The 24,980-nt window shown below is 73.0% G+C and carries 22 protein-coding genes; 15 read left to right on the top strand and 7 right to left on the bottom strand.

Going from position 1 to position 24,980, the window contains the following annotated elements; genetic code table 11:
- Nucleotides 1-103: 103 nt before the first annotated feature.
- Together OG440_RS27160 and OG440_RS27155 are read left to right on the top strand one after the other, a co-directional pair.
- Entirely contained in the window at nt 104-700 is a 597-nt protein-coding gene (locus OG440_RS27160) for a DUF3043 domain-containing protein (RefSeq protein WP_406009403.1), read from the top strand.
- An 83-nt stretch (nt 701-783) separates the two neighbouring features.
- A complete protein-coding gene (locus OG440_RS27155; protein ID WP_406009402.1) occupies nt 784-1,494 on the top strand; it encodes a class I SAM-dependent methyltransferase in 711 nt (236 codons plus the stop codon).
- A 75-nt stretch (nt 1,495-1,569) separates the two neighbouring features.
- On the opposite strand, the gene OG440_RS27150 is transcribed toward OG440_RS27155, so the two are convergent.
- Nucleotides 1,570-1,782, bottom strand: a complete 213-nt coding sequence (locus OG440_RS27150; protein ID WP_406009401.1) for a hypothetical protein — start codon at nt 1,780-1,782, stop codon at nt 1,570-1,572.
- A gap of 114 nt (nt 1,783-1,896) precedes the next feature.
- Here OG440_RS27150 and OG440_RS27145 point away from each other — a divergent pair, with 114 nt between their 5' ends.
- Complete coding sequence (locus tag OG440_RS27145; protein WP_406009400.1) at nt 1,897-3,120, top strand: bifunctional adenosylcobinamide kinase/adenosylcobinamide-phosphate guanylyltransferase; 1,224 nt, start codon at nt 1,897-1,899, stop codon at nt 3,118-3,120.
- Between the two features lie 3 nt (nt 3,121-3,123).
- Here OG440_RS27145 and OG440_RS27140 read toward each other — a convergent pair whose 3' ends face one another.
- Nucleotides 3,124-4,023: a class I SAM-dependent methyltransferase gene (locus OG440_RS27140; RefSeq protein ID WP_406009399.1), complete on the bottom strand. Its 900-nt coding sequence runs from the start codon at nt 4,021-4,023 to the stop codon at nt 3,124-3,126.
- A 148-nt stretch (nt 4,024-4,171) separates the two neighbouring features.
- Here OG440_RS27140 and cobT point away from each other — a divergent pair, with 148 nt between their 5' ends.
- The 3 genes from cobT to OG440_RS27125 all read left to right on the top strand — a co-directional run bounded on the left by cobT (nt 4,172) and on the right by OG440_RS27125 (nt 8,040).
- Nucleotides 4,172-5,395 (top strand): nicotinate-nucleotide--dimethylbenzimidazole phosphoribosyltransferase, encoded by a 1,224-nt coding sequence (gene cobT / locus OG440_RS27135; protein ID WP_406009398.1) that lies wholly within the window; start codon nt 4,172-4,174, stop codon nt 5,393-5,395.
- Nucleotides 5,396-5,467: 72 nt separating this feature from the next.
- Nucleotides 5,468-7,204 (top strand): phosphatidylglycerol lysyltransferase domain-containing protein, encoded by a 1,737-nt coding sequence (locus tag OG440_RS27130; RefSeq protein ID WP_406009397.1) that lies wholly within the window; start codon nt 5,468-5,470, stop codon nt 7,202-7,204.
- Nucleotides 7,201-8,040, top strand: a complete 840-nt coding sequence (locus OG440_RS27125) for a hypothetical protein (protein ID WP_406009396.1) — start codon at nt 7,201-7,203, stop codon at nt 8,038-8,040. Before OG440_RS27130 ends, OG440_RS27125 begins: the two co-directional genes overlap by 4 nt.
- Nucleotides 8,041-8,069: 29 nt before the next feature.
- On the opposite strand, the gene OG440_RS27120 is transcribed toward OG440_RS27125, so the two are convergent.
- The gene (locus tag OG440_RS27120) at nt 8,070-8,834 is read right to left on the bottom strand and encodes a hypothetical protein (protein ID WP_406009395.1); all 765 of its coding nucleotides are present in this window, start codon (nt 8,832-8,834) and stop codon (nt 8,070-8,072) included.
- 67 nt (nt 8,835-8,901) lie between these two features.
- Between OG440_RS27120 and OG440_RS27115 the strand changes: the two genes are divergently transcribed.
- Nucleotides 8,902-9,747, top strand: coding sequence for an adenosylcobinamide-GDP ribazoletransferase (locus OG440_RS27115; protein WP_406009394.1), 846 nt, complete (start codon nt 8,902-8,904; stop codon nt 9,745-9,747).
- Here OG440_RS27115 and OG440_RS27110 read toward each other — a convergent pair.
- Complete coding sequence (locus OG440_RS27110) at nt 9,744-10,574, bottom strand: endo alpha-1,4 polygalactosaminidase (RefSeq protein WP_406009393.1); 831 nt, start codon at nt 10,572-10,574, stop codon at nt 9,744-9,746. The two genes, OG440_RS27115 and OG440_RS27110, sit on opposite strands and share 4 nt — an antisense overlap.
- A gap of 355 nt (nt 10,575-10,929) precedes the next feature.
- On the opposite strand from OG440_RS27110, the gene OG440_RS27105 reads away from it, so the two are divergent.
- From OG440_RS27105 to OG440_RS27075, 7 genes are all read left to right on the top strand, one after another.
- Entirely contained in the window at nt 10,930-12,456 is a 1,527-nt protein-coding gene (locus tag OG440_RS27105) for a leucyl aminopeptidase (RefSeq protein ID WP_406009392.1), read from the top strand.
- Between the two features lie 303 nt (nt 12,457-12,759).
- Nucleotides 12,760-14,148, top strand: a complete 1,389-nt coding sequence (gene lpdA / locus OG440_RS27100) for a dihydrolipoyl dehydrogenase (RefSeq protein ID WP_406009391.1) — start codon at nt 12,760-12,762, stop codon at nt 14,146-14,148.
- Between the two features lie 67 nt (nt 14,149-14,215).
- Nucleotides 14,216-16,006: a 2-oxoglutarate dehydrogenase, E2 component, dihydrolipoamide succinyltransferase gene (sucB, locus tag OG440_RS27095; RefSeq protein WP_406009390.1), complete on the top strand. Its 1,791-nt coding sequence runs from the start codon at nt 14,216-14,218 to the stop codon at nt 16,004-16,006.
- A 291-nt stretch (nt 16,007-16,297) separates the two neighbouring features.
- Complete coding sequence (locus OG440_RS27090) at nt 16,298-16,921, top strand: GntR family transcriptional regulator (RefSeq protein WP_062647583.1); 624 nt, start codon at nt 16,298-16,300, stop codon at nt 16,919-16,921.
- Between the two features lie 294 nt (nt 16,922-17,215).
- The gene (gene aceE, locus OG440_RS27085; RefSeq protein ID WP_406009389.1) at nt 17,216-19,915 is read left to right on the top strand and encodes a pyruvate dehydrogenase (acetyl-transferring), homodimeric type; all 2,700 of its coding nucleotides are present in this window, start codon (nt 17,216-17,218) and stop codon (nt 19,913-19,915) included.
- A 217-nt stretch (nt 19,916-20,132) separates the two neighbouring features.
- The gene (locus tag OG440_RS27080) at nt 20,133-21,245 is read left to right on the top strand and encodes a helix-turn-helix transcriptional regulator (protein WP_406009388.1); all 1,113 of its coding nucleotides are present in this window, start codon (nt 20,133-20,135) and stop codon (nt 21,243-21,245) included.
- 64 nt (nt 21,246-21,309) lie between these two features.
- Entirely contained in the window at nt 21,310-21,834 is a 525-nt protein-coding gene (locus tag OG440_RS27075; protein WP_406009387.1) for a DUF4240 domain-containing protein, read from the top strand.
- A 13-nt stretch (nt 21,835-21,847) separates the two neighbouring features.
- Here the strand turns inward: OG440_RS27075 and OG440_RS27070 are convergent, their stop codons facing one another.
- Together OG440_RS27070 and OG440_RS27065 are read right to left on the bottom strand one after the other, a co-directional pair.
- Nucleotides 21,848-22,135: a hypothetical protein gene (locus tag OG440_RS27070; RefSeq protein ID WP_406009386.1), complete on the bottom strand. Its 288-nt coding sequence runs from the start codon at nt 22,133-22,135 to the stop codon at nt 21,848-21,850.
- Between the two features lie 71 nt (nt 22,136-22,206).
- Nucleotides 22,207-22,986, bottom strand: coding sequence for a peptidoglycan recognition protein (locus tag OG440_RS27065; RefSeq protein WP_406011468.1), 780 nt, complete (start codon nt 22,984-22,986; stop codon nt 22,207-22,209).
- A 286-nt stretch (nt 22,987-23,272) separates the two neighbouring features.
- On the opposite strand from OG440_RS27065, the gene OG440_RS27060 reads away from it, so the two are divergent.
- Nucleotides 23,273-24,457 carry a MarP family serine protease gene (locus OG440_RS27060; RefSeq protein ID WP_406009385.1) on the top strand — a complete coding sequence of 395 codons (1,185 nt, stop codon included), beginning with the start codon at nt 23,273-23,275 and terminating at the stop codon, nt 24,455-24,457.
- A 15-nt stretch (nt 24,458-24,472) separates the two neighbouring features.
- Here the strand turns inward: OG440_RS27060 and OG440_RS27055 are convergent, their stop codons facing one another.
- On the bottom strand, nt 24,473-24,970 hold the full coding sequence (locus OG440_RS27055; protein WP_406009384.1) for a GNAT family N-acetyltransferase: 498 nt from the start codon (nt 24,968-24,970) through the stop codon (nt 24,473-24,475).
- Nucleotides 24,971-24,980 lie beyond the last annotated feature (10 nt).

Below are 24,980 nucleotides of genomic sequence, written 5' to 3'. Positions count from 1 at the left end.
CCCGCTCCTGTCCTGGTCTGTCCCTTCTACAGACGACTGGTGTTGCCGGATCGTTCCCCTCCGGGCTGGGGTCCATGCCCTGGAGCGCTTACCCTTGGGTTTTGTGTTCCGAAGCCGTGCCAAGGAAGAGAAGGCCCCCGCCGACAAGGCCGTGGTGACCGACTCCATGCAGCCCCGCGACCCGCAGGCCAAGAAGGGCAGGCCCACGCCCAAGCGCAGTGAGGCCCAGTCCCAGCGCCGTAGCGTCGCCACCACGCCCACGTCCCGCAAGGACGCCTCCAAGCGCCAGCGCGACGAGCGCCGTGCCCAGCTGGACAGGCAGCGCCAGGCGCTGGCCGGCGGGGACGAGCGTTATCTGCCGGTCCGCGACAAGGGCCCCGTCCGCAAGTTCGCGCGCGAGTTCATCGACTCCCGGTTCAACGTGGCGGAGTTCTTCCTGCCGATGGCCGTGGTCATCCTCGTGCTGAGCATGGTGCGGGTGGGCTCCCTCCAGACCATCGCGCTGCTGCTGTGGCTGGTCGTGATCGTGCTGATCGTGCTGGACTCGTTCGTCACGAGCTTCCGGCTGCGCAAGCAGCTCGCCGAGCGCTTCCCCGACCAGAACCGGCGGGGCGCGGTGGCGTACGCGCTGATGCGTTCCCTCCAGATGCGTCGGCTCCGGCTGCCCAAGCCGCAGATCAAGCGCGGAGCGCGGCCCTGAGCACTGCGGCTTTCTCCGGGGGGGCGGCCGAGGCCTGGCTGAACAGGCTGGGCGGGCTGCGTGACGTCGTCCGACAGGAGCTGGTGGCCCGGCAGCTCGACGAGCAGATAACGGGGCGCTACCCGGTCGGGCAGCGGCTGCGGGTGCTCGACGTCGGGATGGGCCAGGGCACGCAGGCGCTGCGGCTGGCCCGGCTCGGGCATCAGGTCACCGGGCTGGAGCGGGACGCGACGATGATCGCCGCGGCCCGTGAGGCCCTGGGCGGCGAGCCCGAGGGCATCCGGGAGCGGATGCGGATCATCGAGGGCGACGGCCGGGACACCGGGGTGCACTTCCTGCCCGGCAGTTTCGACGTGGTGCTGTGCCATGGCGTGCTCATGTACGTGGAGGAGCCGGACGCGCTGCTCGCGGGGCTGGCGCGGATGCTGGCCCCGGGCGGGCTGCTGTCGCTGCTGGTGCGCAACGCGGACGCGCTGGCCATGCGGCCGGGGCTGTCCGGCGACTGGGCGGGCGCGCTCGGCGCCTTCGACACCGTCTCCTACCGCAACCGGCTGGGGCTCGACGTACGGGCGGACCGGCTGGCGACGCTGACCGGGGCGCTGGCCGGGATCGGGGCCCCGCTCCAGGCCTGGTACGGCGTGCGGGTCTTCACGGACACCGCGCCGGACGGGACGGAGATCCCGCAGGACCCGCGGGAGTGGGAGAGCCTGCTGTCCGCCGAGGAGCGGGCCGGGCGGACCGACCCCTACCGGCAGGTGGCGGCGCTGCTGCATCTGTGCGGGGTCCGCGGCTGAACCGGACCGGCGTTCTTCACTCGTCCGGGTGAGCGGTGGCCGGGGTGGCCGTACGGCGACCACCCCGGCAAACGGCTATGCCTCGTTCGCCTGCAGGCTCATGGGGCCGTAGATCTGCGTGGAGTCCTCGAAGAGCCGCACCTGGTCCGCGCCGCCTTCGAGGAGGTCCTTCCACACTTCGCCGATCCAGGACTCGGCGTCCCCCTGCGTGGTGAACTCCTCGGGCTCCACCGCCGGTTGGACCTCCGTCCCGTCGGCCTTCTCGAACCGCCACGTCCATGCCGCCATGTACGCCTCCCAGCTGTGACCACGTGCAGAGCAGAAGCCGGATCTTGGTCCGGCTTCTGCTGTGCAGCCTAGTCGGATGCGCAAGAGCCGGTCGGACGCGCGAAAATCAGCTCCGTGGAAGTCACTCTGCTCGGTACCGGTGCCCCCGCGGGACTACCCCGCCCCGACTGCTCCTGCGCCGTGTGCGCGACCTCGCTCGGGGCCGATGCGCGGGCGGCGACCGCGCTGCTCGTCGACGGGGTCCTGCTGCTCGATCTGACGCCGGGCGCGGCGTTCGCGGCCGCGCGGGCCGGCCATTCGCTGGGCGGGGTGCGGCAGGTGCTGCTGACGCATCCGCACGACGGCCCCCCGGTGGAGGTGCCGGCCGGGCTGCCGCAGCCCGGCCGGGTGCCGGACGGACGGGAGTCGACGCTGCTGACGGGGCATCGGGTGCGGGCGGTGGCGATGGACGCGCCCGGCACCGGGTACGCGGTGACCGGCCCGGACGGACAGCGGCTGCTGTACCTGCCGCCCGGGGGCGCGCCGGCCGGTCTGGAGGAGGGATCGGGTGCCGCCGAGCGGTACGACATGGTCCTGGCGGACCTGGTGGGTCGCCCGGACGCGCTGGCGAAACTGCGGGCGGTGGGCGCGGTGGGGCCGACGACCGACGTGGTGGCCGTCCACCTGGACCATGACGTGCCACCGGGCGCGGAGTCGCGGCGACGGCTCGCGGCGGCCGGGGCGCGGGCGGTGCCGGACGGCTCGACCCTGGTCGTGGGGGTGTACGAGGACGTGCCGGACGTGTCGCGGCGCACGCTGGTGCTGGGCGGGGCCCGCTCGGGGAAGTCGGTGGAGGCGGAGCGGCGGCTGGAGTCCTTCCCGGACGTGCTGTACGTCGCCACCGGCGGGACCCGGGGCGGCGACACCGAGTGGGCGTCCCGGGTCGCCACGCACCGCGACCGGCGGCCGGGGTCGTGGCGGACCGTGGAGACCTGCGACCTCGTGCCGCTGCTGGCGCAGGACGGCGCCCCGCTGCTGATCGACTGTCTGTCGCTGTGGCTGACGGACGTCATGGACGCGGTCGGGGCGTGGGACGACGCGCAGTGGGCGGACGGCGGCGAACGGGCGCTGCGCTCGCGGGTGGTGGAACTGGCTCAGGCGGTGCGGTCGGCCCGGCGGACCGTCGTCCTGGTCTCCAACGAGGTGGGTTCGGGGATCGTGCCCGCCACGGCGTCGGGTCGCCGGTACCGGGACGAGCTGGGGCGCCTGAACGCGGCCGTGGCCGCCGAGTGCGAGGAGGTGGTCCTGGTGGTGGCGGGTCAGGCACTGGTGTTGCGGGGACCGGCGGCCGGCGCCTGACGGTCAGTTCCTGCGCGCGATGACCTGGTAGGCGTTCGAGAAGCGGGTGCGGCGCAGCGCCGGGGCCAGCAGGTGGTCGAGTACGGCGGCCACGGCGGTCAGGGGCCCGGCCGTCCGGCGCAGCCGGCTCCTGTTCAGGCAGAGCGAGGCGGCCGTCGCCAGGTCGTGCGGGGTGTGCGGCGTCCGGCGGTCCGTCACGACGATCTCGCAGCCCTGGGCCTCGAGTTCGGCCCGGAGGTTGGCCAGCGGGATCAGGTGCAGGTGGCGGGGCTGGTCGTAGGAGGGCCACCACCTGCCGAGGACGGCGGCGGACGCGCTGGCCGGGTCAGGGAGCTGCACGAGCAGGTGGCCGCCCGGCCGCAGGGCCGTGAGCGCCGCCGCGAGTTCCCGCTTCGGGTCCCGGGTGTGTTCCAGGTGGTGGAGCATGCTGACCACGTCGTAGCGGCCGCGCAGACGGGACAGGACCTCCGGCGTCGTCAGCCGGCCCAGGTGGGCCTCGTCGAGCCGGCCCGCCGCTCTCGCCCGCTCCACCCTCGGGGTCGGGTCCACCCCGTCGAACGCCGTGTAGGTGAACAGTTCCCTCGCCGCCGCCGGGAACGACGCGTCGCCGGTGCCCACGTCCAGCCAGCTCTCCGGCTCGGGGAAGGGGAGCATCGCCCGGGCCGTCGCCCTGAGGTGCCCGGGGTCGGCCCGTTCCTCGCCCTCGGCGCCGTACAGCGCGAGGCCCTCGGCGGTCAGGCGGGGGTTCTGGAAGGCGTGCGCGCAGTCCCGGCACTCGTCCACCACGAAGGTGCCCGGCCTGCGGTGGCGCAGGTCCGGCGCGCGCAGCCGGGTGCGCAGGCGTTTCGAGCCGCACCAGGGGCAGTCGTCTCGGCGCGGCTCGTGGACGGGCCTGGGGGGCATGAGCGGCTCCGGGGACGACATCGACAGCGGGGACAATCAACGGCAAAACGGAACGTATGGGATACCGATCTTGGGTGCAATGACGTCACGTGGGTGTGGTGGCGATGTGGCGCGGATCCGTTCGATCGGTGCCGGTACTGTTCGGCGAATGAGCTCGCTTAATCTCGACGACTTCACCGATCTGATCGAGCGCCCCGACGGCGGGGTACGCCGCGACGCGGAGGCGCGCCGGGGACGTCAGATCGTGCCGCCCGGATCGCTGGGGCGTCTGGACGACCTGGGCGAGTGGCTGGCGGCGGCACAGGGCTCGTCGCCCGTGCGGCCGGTAGAGCGGCCGCGCGTGGTGCTCTTCGCCGGCGACCACGGCATCGCCGAGCTCGGTGTCTCCGCCCGACCGGCGGGCAGCGCCTCGGAGTTGGTGCGGGAGGTCATCGAGGGCGGCCGTCCGGTCTCGGTGCTCGCCCGCCGACTCGGCGTGCCCGTGCGCGTGGTGGACATGGCGCTGGACTGCGATCCGGACCTGTTCCCCGCGGACGTCGTGCGGCACCGGGTGCGGCGCGGCAGCGGCCGTATCGACATCGAGGACGCGCTGACGCCGGAGGAGGCCGAGGCGGCCTTCCGGGCGGGCGTGGCCGTCGCGGACGAGGAGGCCGACTCCGGCACGGATCTGGTCGTGCTCGGCGACATCAGCGTCGGCGGGACGACGGCCGCGGGCGCGCTCATCGCCGCGCTGTGCGGGACCGACGCGTCCGTGGTGACCGGGCGGGGCGGCGAGGCGATCGACGACCTGATGTGGATGCGCAAGTGCGCGGCGATCCGGGACGCGCTCAGGCGGGCGCGGCCGGTGCTCGGGGAGCAGCTGCAACTGCTGGCGACGGTGGGCGGCGCCGACCTCGCCGCCATGACGGGCTTTCTGCTCCAGTGCGCGGTACGGAAGTTGCCCGTGGTGCTGGACGGTGTGGTGGCGGCCGCCTGCGCGCTCGTCGCGCAGCGGGTCGCGTTCCGGGCGCCGGACTGGTGGCTGGCCGCGCACAAGAGCGGTGAACCGGGACAGGCGAAGGCGCTCGACCGGATGGCCCTGGAACCGCTGCTGGACCAGGGCGTGAAGGTCGGAGAGGGCGCCGGCGCCCTGCTCGCGCTTCCCTTGGTGCAGGCCGCGGCCGCGCTGGCGGCGGAACTCCCCGAGAAGCCGGAGACGGTGGAGAAGCCGGACGAGCCGGAAGCCGCCGAGTTCTCGGCCGTCTCGGAGACGACCGAACCCGCCGAGGCGGCCGCGGCCTCCGACACGGCCGGACCCGGAGAGGCCCCCGGGCCCGCCGAAGCGTCCGAAACCTTTGGCGGGCAGCAGCAGGAGAAGCGGGAAACGGAGTAGCGAAGCGACCTAAAGGGACAGGCGGCGCCAAAACAGCGGATTCTCCGAAGTGCACCCATATGATCACCCGTCATGGGCAATACCCGGGGCGCCGCCGCCTTCGCCGTCTGGTACCTGCGTGCCGTCGCGTTCGTCAATTTCCTCAGTGCGGTGTGGGTCTCCCTGGGGCAGGACGTCCGGCGGCACAATCAGGAGAACCTCTTCACGCCGTATCTGCTGACGGCCGGCTTCGCCTCCGGGGTCTTCACCGCGTTCCTGGCCGTCACCATGCGGCGGCGCAAACGGGCCGCGTGGATCCTGAACCTCGGCCTGAGCGGGGCGTTCCTGGGGCTGTTCACACTGGCCATGGCGTTCCCGGAGGTCCGGCGGTACCCGCAGAACTGGGTGTCGCTCGCGCTCACCGCCGTCTTCGTCGCCGCGTTGCTCGCCGGGCGGCGGGAGTTCTATGCGAAGGGCGACCGGTCCAATCCGAGGCTCGCCGCGGCCGTCGGCGCCGGCGGGCTGCTGGGCGCCTCGCTGCTGGCGGCGCTGCTGGTGACGGTCACCAACCGGGCGTCCGCCCCGTCCACGTTCCCCGAACGCTGGCGCTACGGCGCGCTGCGACTGGTCTCGGTGGCCGCCGACGAGTACCGCGTCCCCGGGATCGCCCCGCCCACCTGGGTCGACGTCGCCGTCAACGTGCTGAGCACGGCGCTCGTCCTCGCCGTCCTGTACGCCGCCTTCCGCTCCCGGCGGGCTGTCGACCCGCTCACCGACGACGACGAGAAGCGGCTGCGGGAGCTCCTCGACCGGCACGGTGAGCGGGACTCGCTCGGCTACTTCGCGCTGCGGCGGGAGAAGAGCGTGTGCTGGTCGCCGACCGGGAAGGCGGCCGTCGCCTACCGCGTCGTCGGCGGGGTGTCGCTGGCCTCCGGGGACCCGCTCGGCGATCCCGAGGCCTGGCCGGGGGCGATCGGGCCGTGGCTCGCCGAGGCGCGTGCGCACGGCTGGATCCCGGCGGTGATGGGGGCGAGCGAGGAGGCCGGGACCGTGTACGCCCGGCACGGGCTGGACGCGCTGGAACTCGGGGACGAGGCGCTGGTCGAGGTCGCCGAGTTCACCCTGGAGGGGCGGGCCATGCGCACCGTCCGGCAGGCGTACAACCGGGTCCGGCGGGCCGGGTACACCGTGCGGGTACGGCGGCACGAGGACATCCCCGCCGACGAGATGGCATCCCTGGTCCGGCGCGCCGACGACTGGCGCGACGGGGCCACGGAGCGCGGCTTCAGCATGGCGCTGGGGCGGCTCGGGGACCCGCGGGACGGGCGCTGCGTGATGCTGGAGTGCGCCGACGCCCGTGGCGAGTTGCGCGCCCTGCTCTCCTTCGTGCCCTGGGGACCGCACGGCCTGTCCCTGGACCTGATGCGACGGGACCGCGACTGCGACAACGGGCTGATGGAGTTCATGGTCATCGAGCTGCTCCGGCGCGCCCGGGAAGAGCGCGCGGACCCGGCGACCCGGATCACGCAGGTCTCGCTGAACTTCGCCGTGTTCCGCTCGGTCTTCGAAAGGGGCGCGCGCCTCGGCGCCGGACCGGTGCTGAGGCTGTGGCGGTCGCTGCTCTGCTTCTTCTCCCGCTGGTGGCAGATCGAGTCGCTGTACCGCGCCAACGCCAAGTACCGGCCCATCTGGGAACCCCGGTTCCTGCTGTTCGAGAAGAGCGCGGACCTGCCCCGCATCGGTGTCGCGTCGGCGCGGGCGGAGGGGTTCCTGGAAGCGCCGGGGCTGCCGGGGTGGCTGCGCCGGGGACGACTGGACACCCGCCGGTGAAGGCGGTCGCCCGCTGGGCCCGCGCCGAATGGGGGCCGCTGTACGAGGCCGTCCGCGCCCCCGTGGCGCACCGCCGGTGGCGGGCGGTGCCGATGACCCTGGGGGCGGTGTGTCTGACCTCGCTGACCCAGGTCGTACAGAACCGGCCGTGGGGCTACGGGCCCGTCCAGGCCGTCGGCGCGGTACGGGCCGAGGACCCGCTTCGGCTCGCCCTCCTGCGCACGCCGCTGTCCCTGTTCGTGCCCGCGCTGGACCTGCCTGTCTGGGGCGCCCTCGCCCAGATCCTGCTGGTGTTCGGCGTCGCGGAGCTCTGTCTCGGCTGGTGGCGGACCCTGGTCATCGCCTACGCCGCCACGCTGGCCGGCACCCTGTACGCGCGCGTGGGCATCGCCCTCGGCCCCGCCGGCCCGTTCGGCCTGCCCGCCGCCGACGCCGCCATCGTGGACACCGGCCCGTCGGCGGCCGTGGTCGGTCTCGCGGTGTTCCTGGGCTGGCGCTACCGCGCCTATGTGACGGCGGGGGCGGTGATCGTCGCGATGGTGGTGGAGGTCCTGCTGAAGGACAACCTGGCGGGCAAGGAGCATCTGGCGGCGATCGCGGCCGTGCTGGTGCTGTGCGCGGTGGCCGAGACGCGCGGGCGCGCCCGGGGGCCGGGGCGGCCGGCCCGTGGGGCGCGTGGCGCGGCGGGTGCGCGGCGACGCCGGGGGACGCGGGGCGGTACCGGCTCACGGCTGCGCCACGGGGGCCGACCGGCCACGAAGCCACGCGGCCGCCGTACGGCCCACGCACCCGCCACGGACCGGGTCCCCGGGTTCCGCCCCTCGGACCGGGCATGACCGGGCGCAACCGGGCGTGACCGGGTTCCTCAGCGCCGCTCCTGGGCCTGGGCGAGCTCCGCGGTGGTCTTCCCGCCCAGCCAGTCCCCCACCACCCGGCGCGGCCCCGCCCAGCGGCGGTCGTGCCGGTAGGCCCGCAGGACCGCCTTGGCGCGGGCGCGGGGCCGCCGCCGGTAGAACCGGCGGGCCCACGGCGAGCCCGGCCGGGCCACCCGTAGCAGGCCCACCAGACCCAGGAACGGGATGAAGACGCTGAACACGGCCATCTTGGCCCTGCCCTTGCTCAGCACGGCCAGGGAGAAGAGGAAGTTGAGCGCCACGGTGGAGATGGCACCGCCCCGGTCCTGGAGCTCGTCCTGGCTCATGTCGTCGACCCCGAAGGGCGAGAAACCCACCAGCAGCAGTCCGCCCAGCGCCGCCGTCAGGACCACGGCCTCCACGCTCTTGCGGCCCGCCTCCGTCCAGTAGACGTCGTCGAGATGCAGGATCAGCGCGAACTCGTCGAGGACCAGGCCCGTACCGATGCCGAAGACCACCGCGAAGGCGCCCGCCCCGAAGCCGTGCCGGCCGCTCGCCACCGCGCCGAAGCCGCCCGCGACGGTCAGGACGATGCCGGGGACCACGTGGTGGATGTGCACCCCGCCGGAACTGATGTTGCCGAAGGGGCCCTTACCCGCACGGATCAGGCGCGTGATGACCCGGGTGATCAGGAAGGTGAGGACGAACGCGGTCAGGGCGATGAGCAGGGGGACCTTGCCCGGTTCGACGATGTTGCGCTGCACCCACTGGCCCATGGCACCAGTCTCCCGGGACCGGGGGTGGGCTGCCTCACGGGCGGGGCGTCCGGGCTACTCTGCCGCGGTGTCCACGACCTCGCCCTTCGACGGCCTCCGCTTCGCCTTCGGCACCCTCACCGTGCTCCCGGTCAGGGTGACCCGCTGGGACCGGGAGGCCGCGCGCGGGGGCATGCTCGGCGCCCCCCTGGTCGGGCTGGCCGTCGGCGGCTGCGCGGCCGGGCTCGGCCTGCTGCTGCTGTACCTGGGCGCGAGCCCGCTGCTCGCCGCCGTCGCCTCCGCCGCCGTGCCCGCCGTCCTCACCCGCGGTCTGCACCTCGACGGGCTGGCCGACACCGCGGACGGGCTGGGCAGCGGCAAACCCGCCGAGGACGCGCTGCGGATCATGAAGCAGTCCGACATCGGCCCGTTCGGCGTGCTCACGCTCGTCCTCGTGCTGCTCGCCCAGGTGGCCGCGCTGACGCAGCTCTACGACACCTCGTGGGCGCTGGGCGCGGTGGCCGCCGTCGTCTCGGCGGTCACCGCGCGGCTGGCGCTGACCCTGGCGGCCCGCGCCGGGGTGCCGGCCGCCCGGCCGGAGGGGCTGGGGGCGGCGGTCGCCGGTGTGGTCCCGGTGCGGGGCGCGGTGCTCGCCGCAGTCGCCGTCACGCTGGCGGCGTCGGTCGCGGGAGCGTGGTGCGGACCGTACGAGGGCGGCGTCGTCGTCCTGATCGGGCACGTCGAGCCGGGCGCCCTGTTCGAGCCGTACGACGCGGTCGGGCCGGCGCTCGCGGTCCTCGCCGCCCTCGCCGCGGCCGAACTGTTGCTGCGGCACTGCGCGCGACGCTTCGGCGGGGTCACCGGGGACGTGTTCGGCGGCCTGGCGGAGACGGCGGCGACCACCGCGCTCGTGGTGTTCTGCCTGGGGCGTTAGACGGACCGGCAGGTCTCCCGCCACACCCCGAGCTCGTACTTCTTCAGCAGTGAACTCAGGCGCAGCCGACGGGAGTCGGCGCAGAACTCGCTCGTGGGGAGTTCGTACTCGACGTGCAGGACGGCCTTGCCCGCCTCGATGAAGGGGGTCAGGTCCGCGCACTCGTCGTACTGGGCGCACTGTTCGTTGACCGCGAAGTCGAAGTCGTCGACGAGTTCGGGGATCTGGTCGAGGTCGTTCTTCAGTCCGACCGACATGCCCCGGTCGTGGGCGAGTTCGGCGACGAGGCGGTTGTAGCGGAGCTGGTCGGCGGCCTCGAGGGGGAAGCCCGTGGTGTTCTTGTAGCCGTCCATGTTGTCCGGTTCGACGGCGTCGAAGCCCTTCTCGTGGCACATGTCGAGGCGGGCCGCCATCAGGGGCTCCAGGACGTCCAACGCGCGGATGTCGAGCCAGCGTTCGCCCTTCCAGCCGTTGCCCTCGCCGATCACGGACGCGGGGAAATCCGCGGCGTCGGGGCGCCAGTCCTCCCAGGCGCCGGTGGAGAGGTAGCAGATGACCTTGCGGCCGTTGTCGTGCAGGCCGGCGACGGTGGCCGCCGTGGGGTCGAAGCCGTCGATGTCGTAGACCGGCGCGTCGACGGAAGTGTCCAGCCGGCCGCTCAACTGCCACTGCCAGTCGGTGCCGGGGGCCGGCCGCCAGAGCTCGCCGTCCGTCGCCTCGACGCCCCCCTCCGCGTCCGGCCGGTCGTCCCGTGCGCCATCGGGCGCGGCGGCGCAGCCCGCCATCAGCAGGGCGAGCAGGGGCAGCAGCAAGGTCGGGCGTCTCACCGGGCGGGCTCCAGGGTGTGCGGCGGCGTACCCGCCGATGATCGCCCAGTTCTCCCGCGCGCGGTCGCCTCATGCCGACCCGACGGGTGTGACCCGGCTCATGCAATGCGAGGATCGAGAAGTGGCTACGACGCCACCGCCAGGTGAACACGCGCGTGCGTGGGCGACCGCACACGCACGCGTACGCTCATTCCGGGATTCGCCACGCCGGTTCGCCGCGCCGGTGGGGCGCGCCCCGGATGCACCCCCCGGATACGACCGCACCCACGACCCGGATCTAGGGTCGCTGTCGGGCCCGGTCGACCCACACATTCCGGCCACCGCAACTCCACATCGGAAGCGAGATTTCACCACCGTGACTGCTCTCACTCTCAGCACCGCCGCGGCGCCCGGCCTCCGGGCCGACGCGATCGTGATCGGTGTCGCCAAGGGCGCGAAAGGCCCGATCGTTGCCCCAGGCGCCGAAGCCGTCGACAAGGCCTACGACGGCAGGCTCGCCGGCATCCTGGAAACCCTCGGTGCCTCGGGCGCCGAGGGCGAGCTGACCAAGCTGCCGGCCCCGGCCGGTTTCAAGGCACCGCTCGTGCTCGCGGTGGGGCTCGGCCAGGAGCCCGAGAAGGACGCCGGCTTCGACCCCGAGGCACTGCGCAAGGCGGCCGGCGCGGCCGCCCGCACCCTCACCGGCGCCAAGAAGGCCGCCTTCGCTTTGCCGGTGGCCGACGCCGCCGACATCGGCGCGGTCGGCGAGGGCGTCGTGCTCGGCGCGTACTCCTTCGACACGTACAAGCACGTCGGCAACGATGCCAAGGCCAGGAACGGCAAGGCGCCGCTCGCCGAGGCCACCCTGCTCGGCGGGAAGCCGCGCGACGCCGCCCACAAGGCCGCGCTGCTGCGTGCCGCCGCCGTCGGCGAGGAGCTCAACCGCGCCCGCGACCTGATCAACATGCCCCCGAACGACCTCGACCCCGAGGCGTTCGCCGCTCTGGCCCAGACGGCGGCCAAGGAGCACGGCATCAAGGTCCAGGTGCTCGACGAGAAGGCCCTCACCAAGGGCGGCTACGGCGGCATCCTCGGCGTCGGCTCCGGCTCGGCCGCGGCCCCGCGCCTGGTGAAGCTGTCCTACACCTCCTCCAAGGCCAAGAAGACCCTCGCCTTCGTCGGCAAGGGCATCACCTACGACTCGGGCGGCATCTCGCTGAAGCCGGCCGGGCACAACGAGACGATGAAGTGCGACATGAGCGGTGCGGCGGCGGTCTTCGCCGCGGTCGTCGCCGCCGCGCGGCTCGGGCTCGAGGTGAACGTCACCGGATGGCTGGCGCTGGCCGAGAACATGCCCTCCGGTTCCGCCACCCGCCCGGGTGACGTGCTGCGCATGTACAGCGGCAAGACCGTCGAGGTCCTCAACACGGACGCCGAGGGCCGGCTGGTCCTCGCGGACGCGCTGTGGGCGGCCTCCGCGGAGAAGCCGGACGCGATCGTCGACGTCGCGACCCTGACCGGCGCGATGATGCTGGCGCTGGGCAGCCGGACCTTCGGCATCATGGCGAACGACGACGCCTTCCGCTCCGCGCTGCACGAGGCCGCCGAGGAGGTCGGTGAGCCGGCGTGGCCGATGCCGCTGCCGGAGCACCTGCGCAAGGGCATGGACTCCAGCGTCGCGGACATCGCCAACATGGGTGAGCGGATGGGCGGCGGGCTGGTGGCCGGTCTCTTCCTGCGCGAGTTCGTGGGCGAGGGGATCACCTGGGCGCACCTGGACATCGCCGGGCCCGCGTTCAACGAGGGCGGCCCGTTCGGGTACACGCCGAAGGGCGGTACCGGGACCGCGGTGCGGACGCTGGTGCGGCTGGCCGAGCTGACCGCCTCCGGCGACCTCGGCTAGATCCTCCGGGAGAGGGGGACTGTGCGCCTGGTCACTCGGGCCCGTCCGTCGGATGACGGCCGCGGGCCGGATGTGGCCGGTCGCGCGGTTCCCCGCGCCCCGGGACGGGTCGTTCCGCCCGGTCTCATGTGAGCGTGGGGTGTCTCACACCCCGGCCCCGCGTCTCGTTCGTCTCCCGCAAGTGCGAAGATGGGCCTCGGCAGGACAGGGCCCCCACCACAGGGCCGAGAAAGAGCGGCCGGACACCAGCCGCCGGCGGTCAGCGACGACCGGCGCACGGCGCACATGCATGGAGGACGTGACGTGGCGAACGACGCCAGCACCGTTTTCGACCTAGTGATCCTCGGCGGTGGTAGTGGCGGTTACGCCGCGGCCCTGCGCGGGGCGCAGCTGGGCCTGGACGTCGCCCTGATCGAGAAGGACAAGGTCGGCGGCACCTGCCTGCACCGGGGTTGCATCCCCACCAAGGCTCTGCTGCACGCGGGCGAGATCGCCGACCAGGCCCGCGAGAGCGAGCAGTTCGGCGTCAAGGCCACCTTCGAGGGCATCGACGTCCCCGCCGTCCACAAGTACAAGGACGGTGTCGTCTCGGGCCTGTACAAGGGCCTGCAGGGGCTGATCGCCTCCCGCAAGGTGACGTACATCGAGGGTGAGGGCCGGCTGTCCTCCCCGACCTCCGTCGACGTGGGCGGACAGCGCGTCCAGGGCCGCCACGTGCTGCTCGCGACCGGCTCCGTGCCGAAGTCGCTGCCTGGCCTGGAGATCGACGGCAACCGGATCATCTCCTCGGACCACGCCCTCGTCCTGGACCGTGTGCCGAAGTCCGCGATCATCCTCGGCGGTGGTGTCATCGGCGTCGAGTTCGCCTCGGCGTGGAAGTCCTTCGGCGCGGACGTCACGATCATCGAGGGCCTCAAGCACCTGGCCCCGCTCGAGGACGAGAACTCCTCCAAGCTTCTTGAGCGCGCGTTCCGCAAGCGCGGCATCAAGTTCAACCTGGGCACCTTCTTCTCCAAGGCCGAGTACACGGCCGACGGCGTCAAGGTCACGCTGGCCGACGGCAAGGAGTTCGAGGCCGAGGTCCTGCTGGTCGCGGTGGGCCGCGGGCCCGTCTCCGCCGGTCTCGGCTACGAGGAGCAGGGCGTCGCCATGGACCGCGGCTACGTCCTGGTCGACGAGTACATGCGCACCAACGTGCCGACCGTCTCCGCCGTCGGCGACCTGGTCCCGACCCTCCAGCTCGCGCACGTCGGCTTCGCCGAGGGCATGCTGGTCGCGGAGCGGCTGGCCGGTCAGAAGGTCGTCCCGATCGACTACGACGGTGTCCCCCGGGTGACGTACTGCCACCCCGAGGTCGCTTCCGTGGGCATCACCGAGGCCAAGGCCAAGGAGCTCTACGGCGCGGACAAGGTCGTCGCTCTGAAGTACAACCTCGCGGGCAACGGCAAGAGCAAGATCCTCAACACCTCGGGCGAGATCAAGCTCGTCCAGGTGAAGGACGGTGCCGTGGTCGGCGTCCACATGGTCGGCGACCGCATGGGCGAGCAGGTCGGCGAAGCCCAGCTGATCTACAACTGGGAGGCGCTGCCCTCCGAGGTCGCGCAGCTCATCCACGCCCACCCGACGCAGAACGAGGCGCTCGGCGAGGCCCACCTGGCCCTGGCGGGCAAGCCGCTGCACTCGCACGACTGACCCTCGGTCGACCAAGCGACTCCGCGACGACACAGACTTCCGCAATTCGTAAGGAGCAACCGAAACCATGGCGGTTTCCGTAACCCTTCCGGCGCTCGGCGAGAGCGTCACCGAGGGCACTGTCACCCGCTGGCTGAAGGCCGAGGGTGAGCGCGTCGAGGCCGACGAGCCCCTGCTCGAGGTCTCGACCGACAAGGTCGACACCGAGATCCCCTCCCCCGCCGCCGGCATTCTGGCCTCCATCAAGGTCGCCGAGGACGAGACGGTCGAGGTCGGCGCCGAGCTCGCCGTCATCGACGACGGCACCGGCGCCCCGGCCGCCGCCCCGGCTCCGGCCGCCGAGGAGGTCGCTCCGCCGGCCCCCGAGCCGGCCCCGGCCGCCCAGCCGTCCACCGAGCAGGCGGCCCCGGCCCCGGCTCCCACCGCCGAGGCCGCCGCCGGCGGCGGTTCCGCCGAGGGCACGGACGTCGTCCTGCCCGCGCTCGGCGAGTCCGTCACCGAGGGCACCGTCACCCGCTGGCTGAAGCAGGTCGGCGAGGAGGTCACGGAGGACGAGCCGCTGCTCGAGGTCTCGACCGACAAGGTCGACACCGAGATCCCGGCGCCCACCTCCGGTGTGCTGCTCGAGATCACGGTCGGCGAGGACGAGACCGCCGAGGTCGGCGCCAAGCTCGCCGTCATCGGCGCCCCGGGCGCGGCTCCGGCCGCCGCCCCGGCCCCCGCCGCTCCGGCTCCGGCGCCCGCCGCTGCCCCGGCTCCGGCGCCCGCCGCCGCTCCGGCTCCGGCTCCCGCCGCTGCCCCGGCTCCGGCCCCGGCCGCTCCGGCGCCCGCCCCGGTCGCCGCCGCTCCGGCCGCCCCGGCCCCCGCGCCGGCCGCCCCGGCTCCGGTCGCCCCGGCCGCCCCCGCGCCCGCCGCTCCGGCTGGCGACGACGGCGCCTACGTGACCCCGCTGGTGCGCAAGCTCGCCGCCGAGAACGGCGTCGACCTGGCCGCCGTCAAGGGCACCGGTGTCGGTGGTCGCGTCCGCAAGCAGGACGTCCTCGCCGCCGCCGAGGCCGCGAAGGCCGCCGCCGCTCCGGCTCCGGCCGCCGCGGCCCCTGCCGCCGCGAAGAAGGCCCCGTCGCTCGAGGCCTCCCCGCTGCGTGGCCAGACCGTGAAGATGCCCCGCATCCGCAAGGTCATCGGCGACAACATGGTCAAGGCGCTGCACGAGCAGGCGCAGCTGTCCTCGGTCGTCGAGGTCGACATCACCCGGCTGATGAAGCTCCGCGCGCAGGCGAAGGACTCCTTCGCGGCCCGCGAGGGCGTCAAGCTCTCCCCGATGCCGTTCTTCGTGAAGGCGGCGGCCCAGGCGCTGAAGGCCCACCCGGCCGTCAACGCCCGGATCAACGTGGACGAGGGCACGATCACCTACTTCGACACCGAGAGCATCGGTATCGCGGTGGACTCCGAGAAGGGCCTGATGACCCCGGTCATCAAGCACGCGGGCGACCTGAACATCGCCGGCATCGCCAAGGCCACGGCCGAGCTTGCGGGCAAGGTCCGCGCGAACAAGATCACCCCGGACGAGCTGTCCGGCGCGACCTTCACCGTCAGCAACACCGGCTCGCGCGGCGCGCTGTTCGACACGATCATCGTGCCGCCGAACCAGGTCGCGATCCTCGGCATCGGTGCCACGGTCAAGCGTCCGGCCGTCATCGAGACGGAGGAGGGCACGGTCATCGGCGTCCGCGACATGACGTACCTGACCCTGTCCTACGACCACCGTCTGGTCGACGGCGCCGACGCGGCCCGTTACCTGACCGCGGTCAAGGCGATCCTGGAAGCCGGCGAGTTCGAGGTCGAACTCGGCCTCTGACCTCCCAGGCCCGACAGCCGAAGGCCCCCGTCCGGAACCCTCCGGGCGGGGGCCTTCGGGCTGCCGCGGGCGGGCCCTCGTCGACGGCGCACCGCCTGCGGTTCCCGGACTCCGGACTCCGGTGCGTTCTTTACGGTGTCTTTACGGCGGCACGCAGCCGTGGGCGTGTAAGTCTCGTCTCACCTGCGTGAAAGCGCCTCTGTGCGCCTCTCCCCCGGACGCCCCCGGCCGTATTGTCTAAACGTCAAACGCCCCCGGGGGCCCGTGCGGCCCCTCCTCAAAGGAGCCCTCATGACCGCGCCCGTCGTCCACTCGCTGCGCGAACAGATCCGCGAGCACATCGTGGAGGGGATCGTGAGCGGCCGCTGGAAGCCGGGCGAGCGGATCGTGGAGCGCCGGATCGCGACCGAGCTGGAGGTCAGCCAGACGCCGGTGCGGGAGGCGCTGCGCGAGCTGGAGTCGCTGCGGTTGATCGAGTCCGCGCCGAACAAGGGCGTGCGGGTGCGCAACCTCACGGCGGCGGACCTGGAGGAGAGTTACCCCGTCCGGGCCGGCCTGGAGGCGATCGCGGCGGAGCTGGCCGCGCAGCGCCTGGCGGAGGACTGCTCGGCCCTCGAACCGCACGTCGCGGCGCTGTACGAGGCGGACCGCGACGCCGACGGCACGGCCCAGGTGCGGCACACCGTCGGTTTCCACCGGGAGCTGGTCCGGGCGGCCGGCAACTCGGTGCTGCTGCACACCTGGGAGGGCCTCGGCATCGAGGTGTTCACGGCGCTGTCGATCCGCTGGCTGGGGACGGTCCAGCAGTCGTACGCGGAAGAGCACGAGGAGCTCGTGCAGGCCTTCCGGCGGCGGGATCCGAGGATCGCCGAGCTGGTGAAGGCGCATGTCCTCGGGTGCGCTCCCCGGGCGTAGTCCAGTGGAGCGTACACGCGCTCATCCGTGTGCTCCGACCTGCGAAAACCCCGCATCGACGCGGCACGGGGTGCCTGCCCGAAAGGCACGCCGTGCCTACTTTCTCGCAATCGAGAGGTTTTGCCCTTCAACCCTTTGATCGATCATCGATCAGGGGGTTACAGTCGCCGACGGGCCGCGGACGGTGCCACCCATGGCATCGCACCGAGCCCCACGCCCTGTCCTGCCAAAGACCAAGGGCACCCCCGGAAACAACCTCACAGGGAACCCCCTTCGACTGAGGAAGGCGGCGACATGACCGACCCCCAGGCCATCCAGCCGAGCGCGCTCGACCAGCTCCCCGACCGGGACCCGGAGGAGACCGCCGAATGGCAGGCCTCCCTGGACGCGGTCGCCAAGGCGGCCGGGCCGCACCGTGCCGCATATCTGATGCGCCGCACGCTGGAGCGTGCCGAGGGCAACGGCATCGCGCTGCCCAAGCTGCTCGAGACGGACTACGTCAACACCATCCCCACCGCCGCCGAGCCGTCCGCGCCCGGTGACGAGGAGATGGAGCGGAAGATCACCGCGTGGAACCGCTGGAACGCGGCCGCGATGGTGACCCGGGGCAGCAAATACGGCGTCGGCGGCCACATCGCCACCTTCGCCTCCGCCGCCTGGCTCTACGAGACCGGCTTCAACCACTTCTTCAAGGGCAAGGAGGCCGACGGCTCGGGCGACCAGCTCTACATCCAGGGCCACGCCTCCCCCGGCATCTACGCCCGCGCCTTCCTCGACGGCCGGCTGACCGAGCAGCACCTCGACCGCTTCCGCCAGGAGGCGGGCGGCGACGGCCTCCCGTCGTACCCGCACCCGCGTCGCCTGCCCTGGCTGTGGGAGTTCCCGACGGTGTCGATGGGCCTCGGCCCGCTCTCCGCCATCTACCAGGCGCGCTTCAACCGGTACCTCACCAACCGCGGCATCAAGGACGTCTCCGCGTCGCACGTGTGGGCGTTCCTCGGCGACGGCGAGATGGACGAGCCCGAGTCGACCGCGGCACTCGCACTCGCCTCCCGCGAGGGTCTGGACAACCTGACCTTCGTCATCAACTGCAACCTCCAGCGCCTCGACGGCCCGGTCCGCGCGAACTTCAAGATCGTGCAGGAGCTGGAGGCCCAGTTCCGCGGCGCGGGCTGGAACGTGATCAAGTCGCTGTGGGGCTCCGCCTGGGACGAGCTGTTCCAGCTCGACACCACGGGCGCGCTCGTCCGACGGCTGCGCGAGGTGCCCGACGCCCAGGTGCAGACGTACCAGACGCGGGGCGCCGCCTACATCCGCGAGGACTTCTTCGGCAAGGACCCGGCCCTCGCCGAGCTGGCGAAGCTGCTGAGCGACGACAAGATCCTCGAGTGTTTCCACCTCTCCCGCGGTGGTCACGAGGCGCGCAAGGTGTTCGCGGCCTACAAGGCGGCCGTGGAGTTCAAGGGCGCCCCGACGGTCATCCTGGCCCAGACGGTCAAGGGCCACACCCTCGGCGAGGGCTTCGCGTCGAAGAACGCCAACCACCAGATGAAGAAGCTCTCGGTGGACGAGTTCAAGACGATGCGCGACCTGCTGGAGCTGCCGATCTCGGACGCGCAGTTCGTCGACGGCGTGGTCCCCTACGGCCACCCGGGCGCCGACTCCCCCGAGGTCCGCTACCTCCAGGAGCGCCGCGCTGCCCTCGGCGGCCCGGCCCCGGCCCGCCGTACGCACGCCCTCGCACCGCTGCCGGCTGCCGCCGACAAGGCGTTCGCCGCGTTCGACAAGGGCTCCGGCTCCCAGAACGTGGCCACGACCATGGCCTTCGTCCGGCTGGTCAAGGACCTGGTCCGCGACAAGGAGACCGGCAAGCGCTGGGTGCCGATCGTCCCCGACGAGGCGCGCACCTTCGGTATGGAGAGCCTGTTCCCGTCGCTCGGGATCTACTCCCCCAAGGGCCAGACGTACGAGCCGGTCGACCGCGACCAGCTGATGTACTACAAGGAGGCCAAGAACGGCCAGATCCTCAACGAGGGGATCACCGAGGCCGGTTCGATGGCCGACTTCATCGCCGCGTCCACCGCGTACTCCACGCACGGTGAGGCGATGATCCCGTTCTACATCTTCTACTCGATGTTCGGCTGGCAGCGCACGGCCGACCAGATGTGGCAGCTCGGCGACCAGCTGGGCCGCGGCTTCCTCGTCGGCGCGACGGCCGGCCGTACGACCCTGACGGGCGAGGGCCTCCAGCACGCCGACGGCCACTCCCCGGTCATCGCCGCGACCAACCCGGCCGCCCTCAGCTACGACCCGGCGTTCGCGTACGAGATCGCGACGATCGTCAAGGACGGTCTGCGCCGGATGTACGGCGCGGCGGCCCCGGGCGAGGACCCGAACGTCTTCTACTACCTCACGGTCTACAACGAGCCGATGCCGCAGCCGGCCAAGCCGGCCGGCGTCGACGAGGGCATCCTCAAGGGCCTGTACCGCTTCAACACGGCGGAGTCGGCGGGCGTGCAGGTGGCGGCGGCCAACGCCCCGCGCATCCAGCTCCTGGCCTCCGGCACGGCGATCCACTGGACCCTGAAGGCACAGAAGCTGCTCGCCGAGGAGTGGGGTGTGGCCTCCGACGTGTGGTCCGCGACCTCCTGGACGGAGCTGCGCCGTGACGCGCTGGAGGCCGACGCGGCCCTGCTGCGCGGCGAGGAGCGCCTGCCGTACGTCCGTCAGGCGCTCCAGGGCGCCGAGGGCCCGGTCCTCGCGGTCTCCGACTACATGCGCCAGGTGCCGGACCAGATCGCGCAGTGGGTCGAGCAGGACTGGTCCTCGCTGGGCGCGGACGGCTTCGGCCTCTCCGACACCCGTGAGGCGGCCCGCCGCCACTTCGGCGTCGACGCCGAGTCGATCGTCGTCGCGGCCCTGGCCCAGCTCGCCCGCCGCGGTGAGGTCAAGGTGACCGCGGTGAAGGAAGCGCGCGAGCGGTACGGGCTGTAAGCCCTGGGTTCGTAAGTGGGTGAGGGGCCCGGCGGCCGAAGCTGCCGGGCCCCTCACCCGTTTTCCCGTTTCCCCGTCTTCCGGTCGTGTGTCGGCCGTCGGGCGTTGGCCGGTGGGGGGCCGGTCGCGCAGTTTCCCGCGCCCCTCGATGGCCGGCCGGGACACCGCGTGACCGATCGCAGCCGGAGCGCGGTCGACGACCCGGCAAGATGAGCGCATGCGCGCTGCCCGCCTCATCAAGATGGTGCTTCTCCTCCAGTCGCGGCCCACCATGACCGCCTCCGAGCTGGCCCGGGAGCTGGAGGTGTCGGAGCGGACCGTCACGCGGGACGCCCAGGCACTCTCCGAGGCGGGCGTGCCGGTCTACGCGGAGCGGGGGCGGGCGGGGGGCTACCGGCTCGTCGGGGGCTATCGGACGCGGCTGACGGGGCTGGGGCGCGGCGAGGCCGAGGCACTGTTCCTGAGCGGCGTGCCGGGGGCGTTGCGGGAGATGGGACTCGAGGACCTCGCCTCCGCCGCGCGGCTGAAGGTGTCGGCGGCTCTGCTGCCCTCCCTGCGGGATGCGCCGCGTACGGCGGCGCAGCGGTTCCACCTGGACGCGCCCGCCTGGTTCCGGGAGCCGGCGGCGCCGGCCCTGCTGCCGGTGATCGCGGACGCGGTGTGGGACGACCGGTGCGTGCGGGCCCGCTACCGGCGCGGGGAGAGCGAGGTGGTGCGGGAACTGGAGCCGTACGGGCTCGTGCTCAAGGCGGGGGTCTGGTACCTGTGCGCCCGGGTCGGCCGGGCGGGCACGGGCACGGCGACGGGGGCCGCCGGGCCACAGGCGGGACCGGGGGCCGGGACGGAAGCAGCGGCGGGGACGGGTGCGGGGGCGGGGCCGGGGACCGATTCGGGAACGGGTGCGGGGACGGGGGCGGGGGCGTTCCGGACCTATCGGATCGACCGGTTCGTCGGCGCGGATGTCCTGGAGGATCGATTCAGCAGGGACGAGGACTTCGACCTGCCCGGGTTCTGGGGTGCGCAGGCCGAGCGGTTCGCGCGGTCGATCCTGCGGGCCGAGGTGGTGCTGCGGCTCTCCGGGGCGGGCATGCGCGACCTGCCGTACGCGGTGGATCCGGTGGCCGCCCGCGACGCGCTGGCGGGGGTCGCGGAGCCGGACGACGCGGGCTGGGTGACGGTCACCCTGCGGGTCGAGTCGGAGGAGGTGGCGCACACGCAGCTCGCGGCGCTGGGGCCGGAGGCCGAGGTGCTCTCCCCGGCCACGCTGCGGGAGCGGTTCGCGGCGGACGCGATACGGCTGACGGAGCTCTACGGGGGTCGGGAAGAGTGAGGATCTTGCCGGAATCCCCGGCACTCCGGGTGCGTGGCGCACTGCGAGGCACGATGCTGGACGCGTGATGGACGAGACGGAGTTCTGGGAGCTGGTCGACGCCTCCCGCGAGGCCGCCGGGGGCGACCCGGAGGAGCAGGCGGATCTGCTCGTGGAACGGCTGCTCCGGCTGGACCCGGACTCCGTGCTCGACTTCGCCCGGCACTTCGAGTCCCGCTACAACCGCGCCTACCGCTGGGACCTGTGGGGCGCTGCCTGGCTGCTGCTGGACGGGGCCAGCGACGACGCCTTCGACTTCTTCCGGTGCTGGCTGATCGGACAGGGCCGCGAGGTCTTCGAGGGCGCCCTGCACGGCGACCCGGACTCGCTCGCCGATCTGCTGGACGACTTCGACGGGGAGATCGACGGAGACGGCGAGGAACTCGGCTACGCGGCCGACGAGGCCTACGAGGAGCTCACCGGGACCGTCGCCCCGGACCTGGGCATTCCGCCCGCGCCCGCCGAACCCGAGGGCACGCCGGTCTCCTTCGAGAACGAGGGGGCGCTGGCCGAGCGGTATCCCCGGCTGTGGCAGCGCTTCAAGGAGTGACCCGCGCCGGCGGTCACACCGCGAGCTTGCGGCGGGTGCTGTCCGTCGGGATGTACGCCTGCGACTGATCGATCCGGACCGCGTGGTGCATCGGCGCCCTGTTGGCCTGCTCCAGCGCGGAGGCGGTGGTCGCGGCCGGGCCCAGGACGACCGCCGCGACGGCGCAGAGCACGGTCCAGGGGCTGCGGGCCGCCTTGGTCCAGGCCGGGTTGCGTTCGTCGGCCGCCACGGCGCCCGTGCCCCCCGTGCCCGCGGTGTTTCCCGTGTTTCCCGTGCTTCCCGTGTGACGACTGCTGTTCATGATCCCCGCCTCCGGTCGTTTGTGTTGTGCATGACCGTAGGACGCGGGAATGGGAGAACCCTGAACGCCGCCTAAGGCGTTCCTGTGAGAGTCCGGACGGCCCGGCCGGCCGTTCTGCCCTGCAGCCGGGCCGCCGTTCGCCGGATCTCCGGCAACCGTGCGGTGAGGGCGGCGCCGGGACAGCTGGTCATGTACCCGTCCTTGTGGCCGGCCAGCGCGGGGAGCGTGGCGGGGGTGCCGGCGGCGTACCGGCTGCGGCTGTTGCTGGAGACGAGCCGGACGTCCGCGCGCGGGTCGACGCCGGACAGTCCGAGCTTCCAGGCGGTCAGGGCGGCGATCGCGTCGACCATCGCCTGGGGCACCGGTACCCCGGCGGTGAAGGTGCCGAGTGCGGCGATACCGGCCGTGCGGTGGTTGAAGCCCTGGGTGTGGGCACCGGTGACGGGCCGGTCGACGCCGCCGGCGCGGCCCTCGTAGATGGTGCCGCAGCGGTCGACGAGGAAGTTGTAGCCGATGTCGTCCCAGTCCCGGGCGCCGGTCTGGCCCGCGTACAGGTAACGGATGATGCGGGGCGCGTCGGCGCAGGCGTAGCCGTTGGGCGAGTCGGTGTGGTGCACGAAGACGGCGACGACCTTGTCGTCGTAGCGCGGGGGCGGCTGCGCGTGCCGGGCGAGGTCGTCCAGCCAGACGGCGCGGGGCACGATGGGCGGCCGGACCGCCGGGTGGGCGACGGCGGGCCGGGCGGCGGGCGGGCGGGGGCCCGAGGCGGCGGTGGCGGCGTGGTCGACGCCGCCCGCGCACAGCCCCAGGGCGGCCACGGCGGCGAGCCCGGGCAGGCAGCCCAGGAGCACGAGGAGGGGGCCCGGTATCCGCGCCGGGCGCCGTCCTCGCGTTCCCGGCGCGCCGCGGGCGGCCGGTCTGAGGGCACACATGAGACCACTGTCGGCCGGTTCCGGTCCGTCCGCGATGTGTGCTGTGCCACCTGGTGGAACCAACCTCCCGGTCCGTGACGTTTTCCGGGTACACGCACGCGTGGCCGGTTCGGACGGTCACGCGCGCGTGATCGACGGGCCGCTGATCACTGGGCCCTTCCGGCACGTACTCACCGACCAGGGGTTCCAAGAGAAAGGCGGCCGTGTGGACCTGCTCGACATCCTGCTGGTGCTGGTGATGCTGGCCTACGCCGGCTCCGGCTACCGGCGTGGACTGGTGGCCGGCTGTGTCTCGCTCGCCGGTTTCGTGGGCGGCGCGGTGATCGGCGTATGGGTCCTGCCGTGGCTGATGAACCTGGTCACCCCGGGGACCACGGCGGCGACGGTGACGGCGGTGTTCACGGTCCTCCTTCCCGCGGTCGCCGGGCACGAGCTGGCGGGGCGGCTCGCGCTGCGGCTGCGGCGGGAGCTGGATCGCGGGCCGCTCAGGGTGGCCGACGGGGTCGGCGGGGCGGCGGCGAACGCGGTGGCGGTGCTGATCGTGGCGTGGGTGGCGGCGAGCGTGCTGGGCGCGTCCTCGTCCCCGGTGGTCACCTCGTCCATACGGGACTCCCGGCTGCTGGGGGCCGTGCAGGACGCCATGCCGGACACCACGCCCACCTGGTTCTCACGGGCCACCTCGGCGCTGACCCAGGCGGGCTTCCCGCAGGTCTTCAACCCGTTCGAGAACGAGTCGACGGCCGAGGTCGCCGAGCCCACCGGCGACAGCGTCACCCCGAGCGCGACCGAGGCGGCCAAGCTGAGCACGGTGAAGATCGAGGGAGTCTCGGGCGACCAGGGCCGCGAGGGCAGCGGTTTCGTGTACGCGAGCGAGCATGTGATGACCAACGCGCACGTGGTGGCGGGCATCGACGACCCGACCGTACGGATCGGCGGCGTGGGCCGGTCGTACGACGCGCGCGTGGTGCTCTTCGACCCGGACAAGGACGTGGCCGTGCTGTACGTGCCCGGCCTGCGGGCGCCGGTGCTGGGCTTCGACGACGACGCCTCGCGCGGCGACTCGGCGGTCGTCGCCGGCTATCCGCAGGACGGCGACCTGAACCTCCAGGCGGCGACGGTCGCGAACCGGGTGAAGGCGACCGGCCGGAACATCTACAACGACGAGATCGTCACCCGGGAGATCTACTCGATCCGCTCCACCGTCCGGCCCGGCAACTCGGGCGGCCCGCTGCTGACCACCGCGGGCCGGGTGTACGGCGTCGTCTTCGCCCGCTCCACCTCCGACGACGAGACGGGGTACGTGCTCACGGCGGCCGAGGTGGCCGGCGACGCCGAGCGGGCGGCGAAGGCGACGGAGCCGGTGGACACGGGGAAGCCGGCGACCTCCTGAGCCCCGCGCGGCGCTCTACAGCGGACGCCCCATGAACACGTCGTCCACGTACTTCCCGTCCAGCAGGAACTCCTCCGGCAGCACGCCCTCCACCACGAACCCCTCGGACTCGTAGAGCCCCCGGGCCGGGGCGTTGGGGCCGAGGACGCGCAGGGTCATCCGGCGGGCGCCCTGCCGGCGGGCCTCGTCGAGCGCGGCGCGGATCAGCGCCCGTCCGACGCCCCGGCCGCGCCCCTCGTCCAGGACGGCGAGGCCCTGTATCTGCCGGACGTGCGCGTTGCAGGCGAGCGGGGTGGGCGGGGCGAGACGGATGTAGCCGATGACACGGTCGTCCAGTTCGGCGACCAGATAGTCCTCGGGGACGTGGCGCGCGTCGAAGAAGGGGGCGTACGGCGGCTCCGGCTCGGGCATGACCGCGTGCAGCGGGGACCAGGTCAGCCGGTCGACGAGGGCCAGCGTCTCGGCGTCGGCGGGCCGCGCGGTGCGGATGAGGGGTGCGGAAGGTTCGGGCATGGCCGTCACC

It is taken from the genome of Streptomyces sp. NBC_00637 (genome assembly GCF_045161545.1).
In the GTDB taxonomy this organism is placed as follows: Bacteria; Actinomycetota; Actinomycetes; order Streptomycetales; family Streptomycetaceae; genus Streptomyces.
Note: the sequence above shows the minus strand (reverse complement) of the source record. Positions and strands in the feature narration are given on the sequence as shown.

Coding starts and splice junctions, on each gene's coding strand:
- cobT (WP_406009398.1), top strand. CDS start 4,172: ATGAGCTCGCTTAATCTCGACGACTTCACCGATCTGATCGAGCGCCCC.
- OG440_RS27120 (WP_406009395.1), bottom strand. CDS start 8,834: ATGGGCCAGTGGGTGCAGCGCAACATCGTCGAACCGGGCAAGGTCCCC.
- sucB (WP_406009390.1), top strand. CDS start 14,216: ATGGCGGTTTCCGTAACCCTTCCGGCGCTCGGCGAGAGCGTCACCGAG.
- OG440_RS27055 (WP_406009384.1), bottom strand. CDS start 24,970: ATGCCCGAACCTTCCGCACCCCTCATCCGCACCGCGCGGCCCGCCGAC.
- OG440_RS27150 (WP_406009401.1), bottom strand. CDS start 1,782: ATGGCGGCATGGACGTGGCGGTTCGAGAAGGCCGACGGGACGGAGGTC.
- aceE (WP_406009389.1), top strand. CDS start 17,216: ATGACCGACCCCCAGGCCATCCAGCCGAGCGCGCTCGACCAGCTCCCC.
- OG440_RS27130 (WP_406009397.1), top strand. CDS start 5,468: ATGGGCAATACCCGGGGCGCCGCCGCCTTCGCCGTCTGGTACCTGCGT.
- OG440_RS27090 (WP_062647583.1), top strand. CDS start 16,298: ATGACCGCGCCCGTCGTCCACTCGCTGCGCGAACAGATCCGCGAGCAC.
- OG440_RS27070 (WP_406009386.1), bottom strand. CDS start 22,135: ATGAACAGCAGTCGTCACACGGGAAGCACGGGAAACACGGGAAACACC.
- OG440_RS27080 (WP_406009388.1), top strand. CDS start 20,133: ATGCGCGCTGCCCGCCTCATCAAGATGGTGCTTCTCCTCCAGTCGCGG.
- OG440_RS27140 (WP_406009399.1), bottom strand. CDS start 4,023: ATGCCCCCCAGGCCCGTCCACGAGCCGCGCCGAGACGACTGCCCCTGG.